The organism is Streptomyces sp. NPDC008121 (genome assembly GCF_042957155.1).
GTDB lineage: Bacteria > Actinomycetota > Actinomycetes > Streptomycetales > Streptomycetaceae > Streptomyces.
Genome location: NZ_JBIBHT010000002.1, coordinates 374,100 through 389,507 on the forward strand (window position 1 = coordinate 374,100; position 15,408 = coordinate 389,507).

The window sequence follows — 15,408 nt, forward strand, 5'->3', positions numbered from 1 at the left end:
CGCCCCCGCCGGGCCGGCCGTTTTCTAGCCGGCCCAGCGGCCCGTCATGAAGGCCATCGCGAAGACCGCGGCCAACGGCACGGTCAGGGTCAGATAGACGCTCGCGAACCGCGGCCTGCGGCCGGCCCAGTGGGCGAGGCCGATCCACAGGGGCCACCACAGGAGGGTGGCGCGCGGGATCGAGGTGTACCAGTAGGAGGTGCCGAGGGCCCAGAGACTGAGGGCGATGTAGAGCGCTTCGGGCCAGCGGCGCCGGTGGGCCAGGAGGCCGAGGAGGGCCAGACCGACGACCATCGCGACGAGTTCCGCCTGGAACATGAAGGCGTACGGCGTGGTCTGGCCGTGGTCGAAGGCGGAGTCCCAGGTGTGGGACCAGGCCGTCCAGGGGGCGTGGAAGTCGCGGTACCAGCCGCGTTCCTGGGCGTGCTTCCAGGCCATCCAATCGCCCGTGTGAGCGTGCAGGTACAGGGTGTAGAGGGCGGGCGGGACGGCGGGGAGGGCCGTCCAGGGCAACCGGCGCCAGTGGCTCCGGTCGGCGCGGGCCGCCAAGAGGAAGTGCAGGGCGATCGCGGCAGCGAGGAAGAGGCCGCTCACCCGGACCGTCGTGGCCAGTGCGGTCAGCACCGAGGCGAGGGCCCAGGCATGGCGCCGGGCGGCGAGCCAGGCGGGCAGCGCCAGGGCGAGGAACAGGGCCTCCGTGTAGCCGACGGCCAGGAAGATCCCGCAGGGCGAGACCAGCAGGAAGAGGACGGCACGGCGGGCCCCCGCCGTGTCGGGCAGATGGTGGCGGGCGATGCGCGCCAGGGACAGGACGGCGACCGCCCCGGCGACGAGCGAGATCAGCAGCCCGGCCGCCGTCCAGTGCGGGACGACGAGGTGCACGGCACGCAGGAACAGGGGGAAGCCGGGGAAGAACGCCTCGCGGTTGTCTCCCCCGGTGCCGCCGCCGGCCCCGGGGGAATCCCCGGAGCCGGGGCCGGGGTCGGGGAAGTAGCCGTCCTGTGCGATGTGGAGGAAGTGCCCCCAGTCCCAGTGCTCGAAGGGGGTGAGGACACCGGCGGCCTCGTGGGCCTCCCCGTCGGCGGGGAAGAGCCACCGGGAGCAGTACGCCATGATCCACAGGCCCGCCCGGGTGGCCAGGTAGAGGCAGAGCACCTCCGCGTCGTCGCGCCGGAGCCGCAGCGCCCGCCGGACGCACCTCGCGCGCCCCGGGACTCCGCCCGCGGCCGTGTGCTCGGGGCCGCCGGCCGTCGCGGTGCGCGGCACGGTGCGAGGAGGGGCGGCGAGCGGCGCCGCCGGGGCGGGCCGGCGTATCTCGGGGGGCGAAACGGGCATGCGGCGCTCTCTCGGGTGGTGGTGGGCGTGCTCGACCGCCCCGGGAGCCGTGCGTGAGCGGCGCGGGGTGGAGGGGAGCCGGACCGGGTCCCGGCGGAGGGGGCCGGGTCAGGGCTGGGTGGACGTGGCTCCGCCGCGGGGCGGCTCGGTGACGGTCCCGAAGGGGCCGTCGGTACCCAGGGACGTCGGGGTGGAGGAGGGCGGCGTGGTGTTCGAGGGGGCGGTGGTGGCCGAGGGGGACAGACGGCTGGTCGGTGCGGGGAGCGGGGGCGAGGGGCTGGTGGCCGGGGGCTGGGGCGACGGGCCGCCGCTCACCAGGACGGCCGCGGCCACGCCGCCGCCGAGGGCGAGGCAGACGGCGGCGGTGAGACCGGCGACGTGGCGCCGTCTCGCCTGCCTGCCGCGCTCGGCGATCCGCGCGAACGGCGGGGCGTCGGCGCGGGCCTGTCCGGAGCTCGCCGCCTGCTGGAACAGTCGCCGCAGCGGGTCGTGGGGATCAGGCACCGGGGGCCTCCTCAATGCGTGGGTCCTGCAGCCGGTCGGCGAGTGCGGTCCGCGCGCGGACCAGGTGCGTCTTGACGGTGCTGGGTGACATGCCGGTCTCCGCGGCGATCTGCTCCACCGTGAGGTCGCACAGGTAGTGCAGGGTCACGGCGCGGCGCTGACGGTCCGGCAGCCCCCGCAGTGCCTCCACGAGGACGACCTCCTCGGGACCCGGACCCGCGACGTCGGGCGGCGCGCCGGTCCGTCTCCAGGCTTCGGCGGAGCGCCTCCCGAACCGCCAGCGGCTCACCGCGAGGCGCCAGGCGACCGTTCTGATCCAGGCCTCCGGCTGCCCGTTCCGGTCCAGCTGCCGTCGCCTGGCCCAGGCCTTGACGAAGGCCTCCTGCACCACGTCCTGCGCCTCGTGCAGGTCCCCGAGCATCACGTACAGGTGCCCGGTCAGACGTGCGACCGTCTGGGCGTAGAACTCTTCGAACTCCTCGACGGTCAACAGCCACTCCTGGATCTCTCTCGCTTCACTCCGCATACGCCCGGCGCCCCGCGTCCGGTCGACACGGGAGGCGGGTTCGGGGGGTGACGCTCGTCACGCCGTGGGCGTCGTACCGATCCTGCCGGGCGCGCGGCGGCGGGCATCGCGCCTCTTCGCCGTGTCGGCGCGCGAGGCGAAGGGCCACGGCGGCAGGTTGGGCGGGTCCGGGACCGGCGTTCGAGTGGTCCGGGCGTCGCGGTGGAACTTCCCGGGTAGGCGGACGGTGTGAGTTACGTGAACCCCGGCGGGGGCTACTCCCGTGACAGCCGGTACCTCGACGCCCGGATCACCGCCGACGGCAGGGACGGCTTCGCGGTGGAGCCGGGCCGCTACCGGCTGGTGGTCAGCCGGGCCTGCCCCTGGGCGAGCCGGGCGGTGATCGTGCGGCGGCTCCTCGGTCTGGAGAAGGCGCTCTCGATGGGGATCGCCGGGCCGACGCACGACGAGCGGAGCTGGAGCTTCGACCTGGATCCCGGCGGCCGCGATCCCGTGCTGGGCATCGAGCGGCTCCGGGAGGCGTACCTCGCGCGGGATCCGGAGTACGACCGGGGCGTCACGGTGCCGGCGATCGTGGACGTGCCGAGCGGCAAGGTCGTGACGAACGACGTTCCGCGGATCACCCTCGACATGGAGCTGGAGTGGCGGGCGTTCCACCGCGAGGGGGCTCCGTCGCTCTATCCGGAGGAGCTGCGCGCGGAGATCGACGCGGTGAACGACGTCGTCTACCGCGAGGTGAACAACGGCGTCTACCGCGCCGGGTTCGCCGGCTCCCAGGAGGCGTACACCACCGCGTACGACCGGTTGTTCGCCCGGCTCGACTGGCTGTCGGAGCGCCTCGAAGGATCCCGCTACCTGGTGGGCGACACCCTCACGGAAGCGGACGTACGCCTGTTCACCTCGCTCGTCCGCTTCGACGCCGTCTACCACGGTCATTTCAAGTGCAACCGCCACAAGCTCTCCGAGATGCCGGTGCTGTGGGCCTACGCCCGGGACCTCTTCCAGACGCCCGGATTCGGCGACACGGTCGACTTCGAGGACATCAAGCGGCACTACTACGTGGTGCAGAGCGACATCAATCCCACCGGGGTCGTACCGGCCGGCCCGGACCTGTCGGGCTGGGTCGCGCCGCACGACCGGGCGGAGCTGGGCGGCCGGCCGTTCGGCGACGGGACCCCGCCCGGGCCGGTGGCCGCCGCCGAAGCCGTACCGGCGGGGCACACACCGCTGCGTTCCTGACCTAAGCCGCCCCCGCCCGCCCGGGAGTTCCCGGGTGCGGCCGGGACGCGAGGTCAGGACTCGTACCCGCGGTGAGGACGCGAGGTCAGGCCCCGCGGTTAGGACGCGACGGGCGTGCCGACGGGCGCCACGTCGGTCTCCGGCTCTCGGGGCGGGTCGCCGAGCTGGTCGCGGAGGTAGTTCCAGACCACGGCGATCAGCGCCGCCGCCGGTACGGCGAGCAGGCTGCCCACGATGCCCGCCAGGCTGCCGCCCAGGGTCACCGCAAGCAGGACCACCGCCGCGTGGAGGCCGAGGCCCCGGCTCTGGATCATGGGCTGGAAGACGTTGCCCTCGAGCTGCTGCACCACGACGATGATGGCGAGGACGATCAGCGCGTCCGTCGGCCCGTTGGACACCAGGGCGATGAGGACCGCGACGAAACCGGCGAAGAGGGCGCCCACGATGGGGACGAACGCCGACACGAAGGTCAGCACCGCCAGCGGCAGCACCAGCGGCACGCCCAGGATCCACAGGCCGAGGCCGATGAAGACGGCGTCGAGGAGTCCGACCAGCGCCTGGGAGCGGACGAACGCCCCCAGGGTCTCCCAGCCGCGTTCGGCGACGATCGGGACGTCGGTGGACAGCCGGCCGGGGAGCTGGCGGGTCAGCCAGGGAAGGAAGCGCGGGCCGTCCTTGAGGAAGAAGAACATCAGGAAGAGCGCCAGGACGGCCGTCACCAGACCGTTGATGACGGTGCCCACGCCGGTGACGACGGCGGAGACCATGCTGCCGACGCTGTCCTGGATCCGGGCGATCGCGGAGTCGAAGGCGCCGGTGATCTGGTCGTCGCCGATGTTCAGCGGCGGCCCCGCGGCCCACTCGCGCAGCCTCTGGATGCCCTCTACGACGCCGTCGGTCAACTCGCCCGACTGGGATGCCACCGGTACGGCGATCAGCGCCACGATACCGGCGGCGACCAGGAGGAAGAGCACCGTCACCACGGACGCGGCGAGGGCGGGGGGCCAGCCGCGGCGGCGCAGGACCCGGGCCAGGGGCCAGGTCAGGGTGGTCAGGAAGAGGGCCACTATGAGCGGCCAGACGACCGACCACATCCGGCCGAGGAGCCAGAGGGCCACCCCGGCCATCACCAGGACCAGCAGCGACTCGGCCGAGACGCGCGCCGTCGTGCGGAGTGCACCGGCGACTTTTCCAGAGTTCAACGTGGCAGACATGAGGGCCACCCTATTGATACTCCCGCCGTGGCTCGATGTCGCCGTTGGTCGAGGGCACGGCCCCAGGCCGCTGACGACCCGTCAGTCGTCCGGAGCGGGCTCCGCCTCCCAGCGCAGCAGATCGCCCGGCTGGCATGCGAGCACCTCGCAGAGCGCGGCGAGCGTCGCGAAGCGGACCGCCTTCGCGCGGCCGTTCTTCAGCACCGCGAGGTTGGCCGGCGTGATGCCGACGCGTTCGGCCAGCTCCCCCACGGACATCTTCCGTCTGGCCAGCATGACGTCGATGTCGACGACGATCGGCATCAGATCACCTCGTCCAGCTCGGCCCGCATCTTCGTCGCCTCGACGTCGAGGGCGACGGCCTGGGCGAGCAGCATCCGCAGGACGAGCACGATGAGCGCGAGACCGAGGACGGCGAGGCCGGCCCCGCCGACGAGGAGGACGATGCCCGGCGCGACGGCCTCGCCGGGGGCGAGGACCGTCCCGAGCGCGAAGACCAGGAACGCGGCCGCGACGAAGGCGCCGATCACGATGTGGACGTAGCGGAAGGCCGCGTGGGAGAAGACGGTGCCGCGTCTCACCATCGTCACGAGCCGCCACACGCAGACCAGGACGACCTGCGCCGTCACGAATCCGAGGACGATGATCACGAGGAGCGGGGTGCGCAGATACGCGTACTCCGGCTTGAGCCCCTCCATGTCGGCGGCCAGCAGCGGCACCATCACCGCCTGGACGAACACCGATCCGGCGAACAACGCCACGAGTACGGCGCGCAACGCGAGCACGGTCAGTCTTCCCATGATCTCTCCCTCGATCGAGCTACGATGGAAATCTATCGAGAAACGATAGGTGAGGGCAAGTGCGGGAGAGACGCCGTCGTCCGCGGGATTCAGTCGGCGAGGTTCTGGCGGCGGGGTTCAGTCGGCAGGGTTCAGCCGAGGCCGTCGGGCGGCCAGCCCGTGCGGCGCAGGTACTCCCCGTACAGCGCCTGGCAGCGGGTCGCGTGGGAGCCGCCGAGCCAGGGCTTGCCGGGGCCGAGGAAGTGGATGATCCTCGGGCGGGCCCCGTACTCCTCGTCCAGGACCTCGTCCTCGGCGGGGCAGTTCCACTTTTGGGGGAACTCCGCCCACCGTCCGCCGGCGACGGCGTTGAGCGCCTCCTGGTCGGCGAAGCGCATGGCGGGGTGCGCGCGGGCGTAGGCGAGGGCGCGCTCGCGGACGCGCTGGGCCTTCCAGCGGTCGAGGTCGATGACCATCACACCGGCGTTGAAGTACCTGGCGCGGGCGTCGAACCCGAGCTCCCGGTGGTCCGGCACGCCGTACGGGGACGAGACGAACGGGATGCCCTTGTCCTGGGCGGCCGCGAAGGGGTGCCCGCCGAGGCCGACCCGCCAGAGCGTTGAGGTGTCCCCCAGGACCAGCACGTCGGCGTCAAGGTAGATCATCCGCCGGTAGACGGGCGGCAGCAGCTCGGGCAGGAACCAGCGTCCGTAGACGTTGCGGTTGAGGTGCGGCACGAACTCGTGGTCGGAGAGGGGCAGTCCGTCCAGCTCGTCCAGGGACGGCAGCCGCAGGAAGTCGACGCTCGCCCCGTCGCTCCAGGCGGCGGCGAGACGGCCCCGTGAGCGCTCGGATATCCCGAGGTCGAGGACGACGAACTCCAGCTTCTCGCCCGCCGCGTGGAGATCGGCGTGGTGATCGATGAGCGAGCGCCCCACAACCGCCAGCGGCAGGGCGTACGCCTCGTCGACCGCGAACCCCACACAGCTCCGCACACCCCGCTCCACCCGGACCTCCCCCGTCGCTGGAGTCCTCGCCCCGGGCGTCGCCCGCCAAACGCCGTCCGGGACGTCGATTCGGTCGCCCCGAGGGGTGAGGCGCGTCTCATCGGTGCGGTCGCGCTTGTGTATGCAACTCGTTGCATACGAGGATCGGGGCATGGCACTCGAACACGCGATCCTCGTGTCGCTGCTGGAACAGCCGGGCTCCGGCTATGAGCTGGCCCGGCGGTTCGAGCGGTCCATCGGATACTTCTGGACCGCCACGCACCAGCAGATCTACCGCGTGCTCAAGCGCATGGAGACCGACGGCTGGGTGGACGTCCGCGAGGTGTCCCAGCAGGGCCGCCCGGACAAGAAGGAGTACTCCGTCGCCCCGCGCGGGCGGGAGGCCCTGTCCGGGTGGTTGCACGAGCCGATCGAGCCGGAGAGCGTCCGCCACGACCTCGCCGTGAAGATCCGCGGCGCCGCCTTCGACGATCCGGCCGCGCTGATCCACGAGGTCGAACGGCACCACCGGGCCCACACCGACCGGCTGGCGCGCTATCTCGCGGGCGAGCTGCGCGACTTCACCGGAGCCCAGGCGCCCCGGCCCGCCGGCCCGCCCGACGCGGGGCGCGAGCTCCAGCACGTGGTGCTGCGCGGCGGCATCGCGTACGAGCGGATGACGCTCGCCTGGCTCGACGACGTCCTCGCCACCCTGCGCGGCCTCGGCCGGACTGGGCACTGAACGCCCGGAACCCCGCCGCGCCGCTCCCCCAGCCCTTCTTCTCTCCCCTTCGTTACCGACTCGACCCGACGCCGGAAAGGCGGACACCCATGGCCGACCCGCTGCTGTTCAACCCGCGTACGTACGACCCGGCGCACTTCGATCCCGAGACGCGCCGGCTGCTGCGCGCCACCGTCGACTGGTTCGAGGAGCGCGGCAAGCGCCGGCTGATCGAGGACTACCGCTCCCGCGCCTGGCTGGGCGACTTCCTCGCGTTCGCGGCCAAGGAGGGGTTGTTCGCCACCTTCCTCACCCCCGCCTCCGCCGCCGACGGCGCGGAGGACAAGCGCTGGGACACCGCCCGGATCGCCGCCCTCGACGAGATCTTCGGCTTCTACGGGCTCGACTACTGGTACGCCTGGCAGGTCACCATCCTCGGCTTGGGCCCGGTCTGGCAGAGCGACAACGCCGCCGCCCGCGCCCGGGCGGCCGAACTCCTCGGTCAGGGCGAGGTGTTCGCCTTCGGTCTCTCCGAGAAGACCCACGGCGCGGACATCTACTCCACGGACATGCTGCTGGAGCCGGACGGGCAGGGCGGCTTCCGCGCCACCGGCTCGAAGTACTACATCGGCAACGGCAACGCCGCCGGACTCGTCTCCGTCTTCGGCCGCCGCACGGACGTCGAAGGCCCGGACGGTTACGTCTTCTTCGCCGCCGACAGCCGCCACCCGGACTACCACCTGGTGAAGAACGTCGTCGACTCCTCGAAGTACGTGAGCGAGTTCCGGCTGGAGGGCTACCCGGTCGCCGCCGAGGACGTCCTGCACACCGGACGCGCCGCCTTCGACGCCGCCCTCAACACCGTCAACGTCGGCAAGTTCAACCTCTGCACCGCCTCGATCGGCATCTGCGAGCACGCGATGTACGAGGCCGTCACCCACGCCCACCAGCGCATCCTCTACGGCCGCCCCGTCACCGCGTTCCCGCACGTGCGCCGCGAGCTGACCGACGCGTACGTCCGCCTCGTCGGCATGAAGCTGTTCAGCGACCGCGCCGTCGACTACTTCCGCTCCGCGGGCCCCGACGACCGCCGCTACCTCCTCTTCAACCCGATGACGAAGATGAAGGTGACCACCGAGGGCGAGAAGGTCATCGACCTGATGTGGGACGTCATCGCCGCCAAGGGCTTCGAGAAGGACAACTACTTCGCCCAGGCCGCGATCGAGATCCGTGGACTGCCCAAGCTGGAGGGCACCGTCCATGTCAACCTCGCGCTGATCCTCAAGTTCATGCGCAACCACCTGCTGGACCCGGCCGAGTACGCGCCCGTGCCGACCCGGCTGGACGCGGCCGACGACGCCTTCCTCTTCCGGCAGGGGCCGGCCCGGGGCCTGGGCTCCGTACGCTTCCACGACTGGCGCGCCGCCTACGACGCGTACGCCGAGGTGCCGAACGTGGCCCGCTTCCGCGAGCAGGCGGACGCCCTGTGCGCGTTCGTCACCACCGCCGCCCCCGACGAGGAGCAGAGCCGCGACCTGGACCTGCTGCTCGCGGTCGGCCAGCTGTTCGCGCTCGTCGTGCACGGCCAGCTGATCCTGGAGCAGGCGCGCCTGACCGGTCTCGACGCGGACGTGCTGGACGAACTGTTCGCCGTCCTCGTCCGGGACTTCTCCGCGCACGCCGTCGAGCTGCACGGCAAGGACTCCGCCACGGCCGCGCAGCAGAGCTGGGCCCTGGAGGCCGTCCGGCGTCCCGTCGTCGACGAGGCCCGTTCGGGCCGCGTGTGGGAGCGGGTGGAGGCGCTGGCCGGGGCGTACGAGATGGCGCCGTGACGGGTGACTCCGTGACGGCGTGACGGCCGGGGGGGACGCGCCGTTCGCGGTGGTCGGTGGCGCCGACGACCGCGAGCGGCGCCGCCGGCCGCCGGCCGGCCCCGTCCGTGGGGGCTACTGCAGGACCGCTTCGGCCCGCATGGCGAGGAAGTTCGCCTTGTACGCGTCGTGCGTGGCGGCGCCGGGCACCCGGATCAGGGCCTCGTCGTTGTCGCGCAGCGAGGAGACGTCCAGGTTGTGCGAGCCGGTGAAGGTCCACTTCGTGTCGGGGTGGCCCGCGTAGTTGCCCTCGACGAGCAGGTACTTCGAGTGGACGAAGTACCCGTCGGCGTCGAGGCGGTAGGGCTTGATCCGCGGGTGGCCCTGGAGGGTGGCGAGGTCGTTGGAGTCCTTGTAGACCACCTCGATCCAGCAGTCCTGGTTCGCGAGCGAGCGGAGCTTGGCGGCGATCGCGTCGCGGTGCAGGGCCCAGGCGGCGATCCGCACGACGGTCTTGTGGGAGGCGCTGCCGACCGTGGTGTTGCCGGTGCAGGAGACGTTGTCGAGGAAGCCGAGGACGATGTCGCCGCTCTTCTGCGGGAAGAAGTAGTACTTGAGGTCGCCGGCCTCGCCCTGCCGGTAGTAGTCGTCCGTCTTGACCATGGCGGCGAGGTCGTTGAAGTAGCCGGTGTAGGCCGTGTAGAGCGCCGTGTTGCCGACGACGGTGTAGGCGTTGTTCCACTGGCGGGCGGTGGCCGAGACGGTCTGGTTGGCGGAGCTCTGGACGACCACGTCCTCGGCGACTCCCGCGTCGCCGACGCGGGAGAAGGTGAAGAACTTGTTGTGGTTGTACGGGTTGGTGCCGCCCTGGGCGATGCAGGCGCCGCCTTCGGTGCACACCCGGACCCACGAGCGCTGCGTCCGGTCGGTCCCGAGGGCGCTGACCAGCTTCTGGGCCGGTGCCGGGTCGGGGGCCTCGACCGACTTGTGGTCGAGGACGACGCGGACGTTGACGCCACGGTTGTGCGCCGCCACAAGGGCGTCGGTGTACTCCTGGTCCTGCATCACATAGAGGGCCGCCCGCAGGGTGCGGCCGCTCTGGGTGTCGTCGATCGCCCTGATGATGTGGTCCTTGACGGCGTCCTGTTCGGCGGCCGTCCCCTTCGGGTTGTTGAAGACCGCGCCGGTGGTGAGCGGCGGGGCGTCCTCGGCGGCGGCGGGCGCGACGGCTGAGAGCATCAGGGTGAGGGCGACCGAGACGGTCGCCCAGAGGCGCTGACGGATGATTCCTCCTCAGGTGACTGGTGGCATGAGCCTGCCATGCACCTGCGGAGCGTTCGCGGGAGGGTCCTGCCGCGAGGAGGGGCCGACCCGGACGAGAAAACGACCGCGGCGGCGAGCCGGAAAGCCGAGCCTGTCCGGCCCTTCTTTCCGGCTCGCCGCCGCTTCGTCCGCCGTGCCCCGGCGCGGCCCGTCGTCAGCCGGGCCAGGTGCCGGTCAGCTTACGGGTGGCCTGGGCGCCCGACCGGTCGACGGCCGCCTTGACGACCGCGAAGACGGCGCCCTGGATCGCCGCGGCGAGCAGGATCTCCCGCCAGGAACGCTCCTCGTCCGTGGCGTCCGGGGCGTCGTCCTCGTGGGCGATCATCTTCCAGGTCTGCTTGAACAGCGCGCCGGCCAGCATGCCGCTGATCGTGCCGAGGGTCAGACCGACCGGCTTGTAGGCGATTTTGGAGGCTTTCACCAGCACCTTCCCTTCCGTGAACGGCGTGCCGCGCGAGCGCGGCGCGCGAGGAGCAGGATGCCCAGGACGCTCGCGCCCGCTCCGGCGAGCAGCGCGGTGCGGTTCTCCCGGGCGATCCGTGCCGTACCGCCGGCCTTCTCCCGGACCGGCTGCGGGGTCTTCTCCTGGACGAGCCGGCTCGCCTGCCCGGTCTTGTCGCGGAGCCCGTCCGCAGCGTGCCCTGCCTTCTCGCGGATCCCTTCCGCGGCCCGGCCGGCCTTGTCCTGTGCCGGTTCGACGGCCTGCCCCTTCACCCGGTGGACGGCGTGCGCCGCCTTCTCCCGCACCTGTGTGGTGACCTCGGCGGCCTTCTGCCCCGCCTCCGCTCTGACGTCGGCGGCCTTCTCCCGTACCTGCGCGGCCTTCAGTTCGGCCTCCGCCTTCACGTCCGCGGCCTTCTCCTTCGCCCGGGACTTGACGTCCGCCTTGGCGGCCAGCGCCTCGACGGTCACGCCCAGCTCCTCACGGGTCCGTTCGACCTGGGCCCGGAGCTCCTCGGGCGTGGTGGCGGCATCCTCGCCGGGCCGTTCGGCGTGCGGGTTCCCCGCGCTGTCGTGTCGCTTGTCGGAAGTCATCGGTGTGCCTTCTTCTTGATCTCGGCGACGTCTTCCTTGACCGAGGCGACGGCCCGCTCGGGTGTCGCCGGGGTCGCCTTGTCGATCTGCTGCTTGCCCGTCGCGGCCAGCACCGCGGCGATCACGGCCATCACACCGGCGATGATCAGCGCGGACGCCCACACCGGCAGGGCCAGCGCCAGCGCCGCGATGACGGCCGCGGTCAGGGCCTGGAGCGCCAGGAAGCCGAACAGCCCGGCGCCGCCGAACAGCCCGCCGCCGACGCCGAACCGCTTGCCCTTCTGTCTCATCTCCGCCTGGGCGAGCCGCATCTCATCGCGGACGAGCTGCGACAGCTGCTGGGAGGCGCGCTGGACCAGCTCGCCCACCGGCTCGTCCGAACCGCTCGTATGGCGTTGGCGTTCGACGGTGGCCATGTCTGTTCACCTGTCCTTCTTCGCCGTCGTCGGGTCCTGCCCTGTCACGTCATGTGCCTGCGGCTTCCCCTCCCTCCCGGTCTCACACCCGCCCGGGGGGCTCGTTCCGGCGGCTCCGTCCGGACCCGTCGCCGCCGCGGTGCCGAGGCCCCGGACTCACTCGGCCCCTCCCATGCGCCGCTTGTCCTGCTCGTCCCAGGCGCGGGTGTCGCGCGGCTCGACGTACGGCTCCTCCTCCTCCGGATGGCCGCCGACGATGGCGCGCTCACGGGCCATCTCGGCGTCGAACTCCAGGCCGAGGAGGATGGCGAGGTTGGTGATCCAGAGCCACAGCAGGAAGATGATCATTCCGGCGACGGTGCCGTACGTCTTGTTGTACGAGCCGAAGTTCGCGACGTAGAAGGCGAACCCCGCGGAGGCGACCATCCAGATCAGCAGCGCGAGGACGCTGCCGGGGGTGATCCACCTGAAGCCCCGGATCTTCGCGTTCGGCGTCGCCCAGAAGAGGAGCGCGATCATCATCGTGACCAGGATCAGCAGCACCGGCCACTTGGCGATCGACCAGACGGTCAGGGCGGTGTCCCCGATGCCGAGCGCGCCGCCGACCTGGCGGGCCAGCTCGCCGGTGAAGACGACGATCAGCGCGCTGACGACCGCGAGGAGCATCAGCGCGATGGTGACCACGAGACGGACCGGGAGGACCTTCCAGACCGGCCGGCCCTCGGGGATGTCGTATACGGCGTTGGAGGCGCGGATGAAGGCGGCGACATAGCCCGACGCCGACCACACGGCCAGGACGAGACCGACGATCGCCATCAGTGAGCCGATGCCCGCGTTGCCCTGGAGCTGCTCCACCGCGTTGGTGATGACGTCGCGGGCGGCGCCGGGGGTCAGCTTGGCCATGTTGTCCAGCACGCTGTCCGTCGCCGACTTGCCGGCGATGCCCAGCAGCGAGACCAGCACCAGCAGCGCGGGGAAGAGGGACAGCACGCTGTAGTAGGTCAGCGCCGCCGCCCGGTCCGAGAGTTCGTCGTCCTGGAACTCCTTGACGACGCGGCGCAGGATCGCCGTCCAGGACTTCTTCGGCATGTCGACCAGCGTGTCCGGGGCGTCCCGCTCCACCGACGCGTCCGGACCGAAGCTCTCCCCGTCGTGGCCCGTGCCGTCGTCGCCCTTGCCGTCGCCCGCCTTCCCTTCGGCGGGCGCGTCGGGGCGCTTCCCTCGCTTCCGGGCGTCCGAAGCGTGCCGGTTCCTGAAGTCGCTGAGCCGTGTCATGCGCTGCGAGTACCCACACGGCGTGCATGCATGGCCGCCATGTGGGGGCTTCGGGGCGGAGCCCGTTCGGGAGGGGCGGGCGGCCGTACGGGCGGCGTGGAGGGGCGGGAGCGGGGCAGACGTGGTATATGACCGTAGCCAAGACGTGTGTGCTCGTACTCGACTGCGCGGAGCCCGAGCGGCTCGCGGAGTTCTACGCCTCCCTCCTCGGCGCCGACGTGGAAGCCGGCGGGGACCCCGACTTCGTGGTGCTCACCGGCGCCGGCGGGACGCTGCTCGCGATCCGCCGCGACCACGGTTACGCACCACCCAGCTGGCCGCGTCCGGACGACTCCCAACAGGCGCACGTGCGCGTCCTGGTCGCCCCGGAGGACCTGGACGAGGCCGAACGCGAGGCGGTGTCCCTCGGCGCGCGGCCGGTGACGGCGACCTCCCAGCCGTTCGTGCCCACCGCGCGGGAGGGGCGCCGGCTGGAGGAGCGCACCTTCGCCGACCCGGCCGGCCACTCCTTCACGCTCGCCCCCGCCGCACCCGACGCGGGCGTGCGCTGACCACAGGCCGCACGACGGCGACGCCATGGGGCACCCCATGGCGTCGCCGTCGTGTTGTGGCGCCCAGGGCTCCGCCACATGCTGGATCCAGCGACGGGTGGGCATGGTCCGCCCGGTCGAGGGCACACGGGTGGGGTTCGTTCGAGGGAGAGGGAACCATGACAGCGCAGTCGTCACCGGCCTCTGTGCCCGCCCCGTCGGAGTCCACCATCACCACGGCCGTGCCGTCCCGTCTGGACCGCCTGCCGTGGAGCCGATGGCACTGGATGATCGTGATCGGGCTCGGCACCGTCTGGATCCTGGACGGTCTGGAGGTCACGATCGTCGGCAATGTCGCCGGCCGCCTCGCCGAGGAGGGCAGCGGCCTCGACATCACCTCCGCGCAGGTCACCGGCATCGCCGCCGCCCTATACGTCGCGGGCGCGTGTCTCGGCGCCCTGTTCTTCGGCTGGCTCACCGACCGTTACGGCCGCAAGAAGCTGTTCATGGTGACGCTGGCCGTCTATCTCGCCGCGACCGCCCTGACGGCGCTGTCGTTCGAGAGCTGGTGGTTCTTCCTCTTCCGGTTCCTCACCGGCTTCGGCATCGGCGGCGAGTACGCGGCCATCAACTCCGCGATCGACGAGCTGATCCCGTCCCAGTACCGCGGACGCGTCGACCTCATCATCAACGGAAGCTACTGGCTGGGAGCGATCGGCGGCGCCCTGCTGTCCATCGTCATGCTGGACACCGACATCTTCCCCAAGGACCTGGGCTGGCGGCTCAGCTTCGCCCTCGGCGTCGTCCTCGGCCTCGTCATCCTGCTGGTGCGACGGCACGTCCCGGAGAGTCCACGGTGGCAGTTCATCCACGGCCGGGGCGACGACGCCGAGGAGCTGGTCAGCGCGGTCGAGCGGGAGATCGAGGAGGAGAAGGGCGAGCCGCTGCCGCCGCCGGACCGTGAGATCACGATCCACCAGCGCAAGAGCATCGGCTTCGGCCTGATCGCGAAGACGGTCTTCGGGCGCTACCCCCGCCGCGCCGTCCTCGGCCTCTCGCTCTTCATCGGCCAGGCGTTCCTCTACAACGCCATCACCTTCGGCTTCGGCGCCATCCTCACCACCTTCTTCGACGTCCCCACCGGCCACACCGGCTACTACTTCGCCGTCATCGCCGCGGGCAACTTCGTCGGCCCCCTGCTGCTCGGCAAGCTCTTCGACACCCTCGGCCGCCGCATCATGATCTCGTCGACGTATCTGCTCTCCGGCATCCTGCTGTTCGGCACCGCCTGGCTCTTCGACCGCGGTTCGCTGACGGCCACGACGATGACGGCCTGCTGGTGCGTGGTGCTCTTCTTCGCGTCGGCGGGCGCGTCCAGCGCGTACCTCACCGTCTCCGAGGTGTTCCCCATGGAGACGCGCGCCATGGCCATCGCCTTCTTCTACGCCCTCGGCACCGCCGCCGGCGGTATCAGCGGCCCGCTGATCTTCGCCGAGCTCACCGAGTCGGGGGTGGTCGGGGACACCGTGATGGCGTTCCAGATCGGCGCCGGGCTGATGTGCGCGGCGGGTATCGTCGCGGTGTTCCTGGCCGTGAACGCCGAACGGCGCTCGCTGGAGGACATCGCCGAGCCGCTGTCGACGGTCCGGTCGGACGCGGGAACCGACGGCGTCACCGGAACCGGACCCCGTACCGCCCTCTGACGCCACGGGGT

General features: G+C 71.6%; 17 protein-coding genes. 5 read left to right on the forward strand and 12 right to left on the reverse strand.

All coding sequences use genetic code 11. The features are described 5' to 3' along the window. Positions 1 to 24: 24 nt before the first annotated feature. The 3 genes from ACFZBD_RS07230 to ACFZBD_RS07240 all read right to left on the reverse strand — a co-directional run bounded on the left by ACFZBD_RS07230 (position 25) and on the right by ACFZBD_RS07240 (position 2,329). The gene (locus ACFZBD_RS07230; protein ID WP_391136883.1) at positions 25 to 1,335 is read right to left on the reverse strand and encodes a hypothetical protein; all 1,311 of its coding nucleotides are present in this window, start codon (positions 1,333 to 1,335) and stop codon (positions 25 to 27) included. A 108-nt stretch (positions 1,336 to 1,443) separates the two neighbouring features. Then, on the reverse strand, positions 1,444 to 1,839 hold the full coding sequence (locus ACFZBD_RS07235) for a hypothetical protein (protein WP_391136886.1): 396 nt from the start codon (positions 1,837 to 1,839) through the stop codon (positions 1,444 to 1,446). Further along, positions 1,832 to 2,329 (reverse strand): SigE family RNA polymerase sigma factor, encoded by a 498-nt coding sequence (locus ACFZBD_RS07240; protein ID WP_391136889.1) that lies wholly within the window; start codon positions 2,327 to 2,329, stop codon positions 1,832 to 1,834. Before ACFZBD_RS07240 ends, ACFZBD_RS07235 begins: the two co-directional genes overlap by 8 nt. 264 nt (positions 2,330 to 2,593) lie before the next feature. Here ACFZBD_RS07240 and ACFZBD_RS07245 point away from each other — a divergent pair, with 264 nt between their 5' ends. Then, a complete protein-coding gene (locus ACFZBD_RS07245; RefSeq protein ID WP_391136892.1) occupies positions 2,594 to 3,604 on the forward strand; it encodes a glutathione S-transferase C-terminal domain-containing protein in 1,011 nt (336 codons plus the stop codon). Between the two features lie 98 nt (positions 3,605 to 3,702). Here ACFZBD_RS07245 and ACFZBD_RS07250 read toward each other — a convergent pair whose 3' ends face one another. The 4 genes from ACFZBD_RS07250 to ACFZBD_RS07265 form a co-directional block, all read right to left on the reverse strand. Next, positions 3,703 to 4,818: an AI-2E family transporter gene (locus tag ACFZBD_RS07250; protein WP_391136895.1), complete on the reverse strand. Its 1,116-nt coding sequence runs from the start codon at positions 4,816 to 4,818 to the stop codon at positions 3,703 to 3,705. A gap of 81 nt (positions 4,819 to 4,899) precedes the next feature. Then, the gene (locus ACFZBD_RS07255) at positions 4,900 to 5,121 is read right to left on the reverse strand and encodes a helix-turn-helix domain-containing protein (protein WP_391136899.1); all 222 of its coding nucleotides are present in this window, start codon (positions 5,119 to 5,121) and stop codon (positions 4,900 to 4,902) included. Further along, the gene (locus ACFZBD_RS07260; protein WP_391136902.1) at positions 5,121 to 5,618 is read right to left on the reverse strand and encodes a DUF2975 domain-containing protein; all 498 of its coding nucleotides are present in this window, start codon (positions 5,616 to 5,618) and stop codon (positions 5,121 to 5,123) included. Before ACFZBD_RS07260 ends, ACFZBD_RS07255 begins: the two co-directional genes overlap by 1 nt. 131 nt (positions 5,619 to 5,749) lie before the next feature. Further along, positions 5,750 to 6,592, reverse strand: coding sequence for a glycosyltransferase (locus ACFZBD_RS07265; protein WP_391136905.1), 843 nt, complete (start codon positions 6,590 to 6,592; stop codon positions 5,750 to 5,752). A gap of 163 nt (positions 6,593 to 6,755) precedes the next feature. Here ACFZBD_RS07265 and ACFZBD_RS07270 point away from each other — a divergent pair, with 163 nt between their 5' ends. Then, complete coding sequence (locus ACFZBD_RS07270; RefSeq protein WP_391136908.1) at positions 6,756 to 7,325, forward strand: helix-turn-helix transcriptional regulator; 570 nt, start codon at positions 6,756 to 6,758, stop codon at positions 7,323 to 7,325. A gap of 89 nt (positions 7,326 to 7,414) precedes the next feature. Continuing rightward, positions 7,415 to 9,136 (forward strand): acyl-CoA dehydrogenase family protein, encoded by a 1,722-nt coding sequence (locus ACFZBD_RS07275; RefSeq protein WP_391136911.1) that lies wholly within the window; start codon positions 7,415 to 7,417, stop codon positions 9,134 to 9,136. A 114-nt stretch (positions 9,137 to 9,250) separates the two neighbouring features. On the opposite strand, the gene ACFZBD_RS07280 is transcribed toward ACFZBD_RS07275, so the two are convergent. From ACFZBD_RS07280 to ACFZBD_RS07300, 5 genes are all read right to left on the reverse strand, one after another. Beyond that, positions 9,251 to 10,354 (reverse strand): phospholipase D-like domain-containing protein, encoded by a 1,104-nt coding sequence (locus ACFZBD_RS07280; protein ID WP_391136914.1) that lies wholly within the window; start codon positions 10,352 to 10,354, stop codon positions 9,251 to 9,253. 238 nt (positions 10,355 to 10,592) lie between these two features. Next, on the reverse strand, positions 10,593 to 10,859 hold the full coding sequence (locus tag ACFZBD_RS07285) for a DUF4235 domain-containing protein (protein ID WP_391136917.1): 267 nt from the start codon (positions 10,857 to 10,859) through the stop codon (positions 10,593 to 10,595). Further along, a complete protein-coding gene (locus ACFZBD_RS07290; protein ID WP_391136919.1) occupies positions 10,856 to 11,473 on the reverse strand; it encodes a DUF3618 domain-containing protein in 618 nt (205 codons plus the stop codon). Before ACFZBD_RS07290 ends, ACFZBD_RS07285 begins: the two co-directional genes overlap by 4 nt. Next, positions 11,470 to 11,889 (reverse strand): phage holin family protein, encoded by a 420-nt coding sequence (locus ACFZBD_RS07295; RefSeq protein ID WP_391136922.1) that lies wholly within the window; start codon positions 11,887 to 11,889, stop codon positions 11,470 to 11,472. Before ACFZBD_RS07295 ends, ACFZBD_RS07290 begins: the two co-directional genes overlap by 4 nt. Before the next feature lie 156 nt (positions 11,890 to 12,045). Beyond that, positions 12,046 to 13,164: a YhjD/YihY/BrkB family envelope integrity protein gene (locus ACFZBD_RS07300; RefSeq protein ID WP_391136925.1), complete on the reverse strand. Its 1,119-nt coding sequence runs from the start codon at positions 13,162 to 13,164 to the stop codon at positions 12,046 to 12,048. Positions 13,165 to 13,292: 128 nt separating this feature from the next. Between ACFZBD_RS07300 and ACFZBD_RS07305 the strand changes: the two genes are divergently transcribed. Then, positions 13,293 to 13,715 (forward strand): VOC family protein, encoded by a 423-nt coding sequence (locus tag ACFZBD_RS07305; RefSeq protein WP_391136928.1) that lies wholly within the window; start codon positions 13,293 to 13,295, stop codon positions 13,713 to 13,715. A 158-nt stretch (positions 13,716 to 13,873) separates the two neighbouring features. Further along, positions 13,874 to 15,397, forward strand: coding sequence for an MFS transporter (locus tag ACFZBD_RS07310; RefSeq protein WP_391136931.1), 1,524 nt, complete (start codon positions 13,874 to 13,876; stop codon positions 15,395 to 15,397). The last annotated feature ends 11 nt before the right edge of the window (positions 15,398 to 15,408 follow it).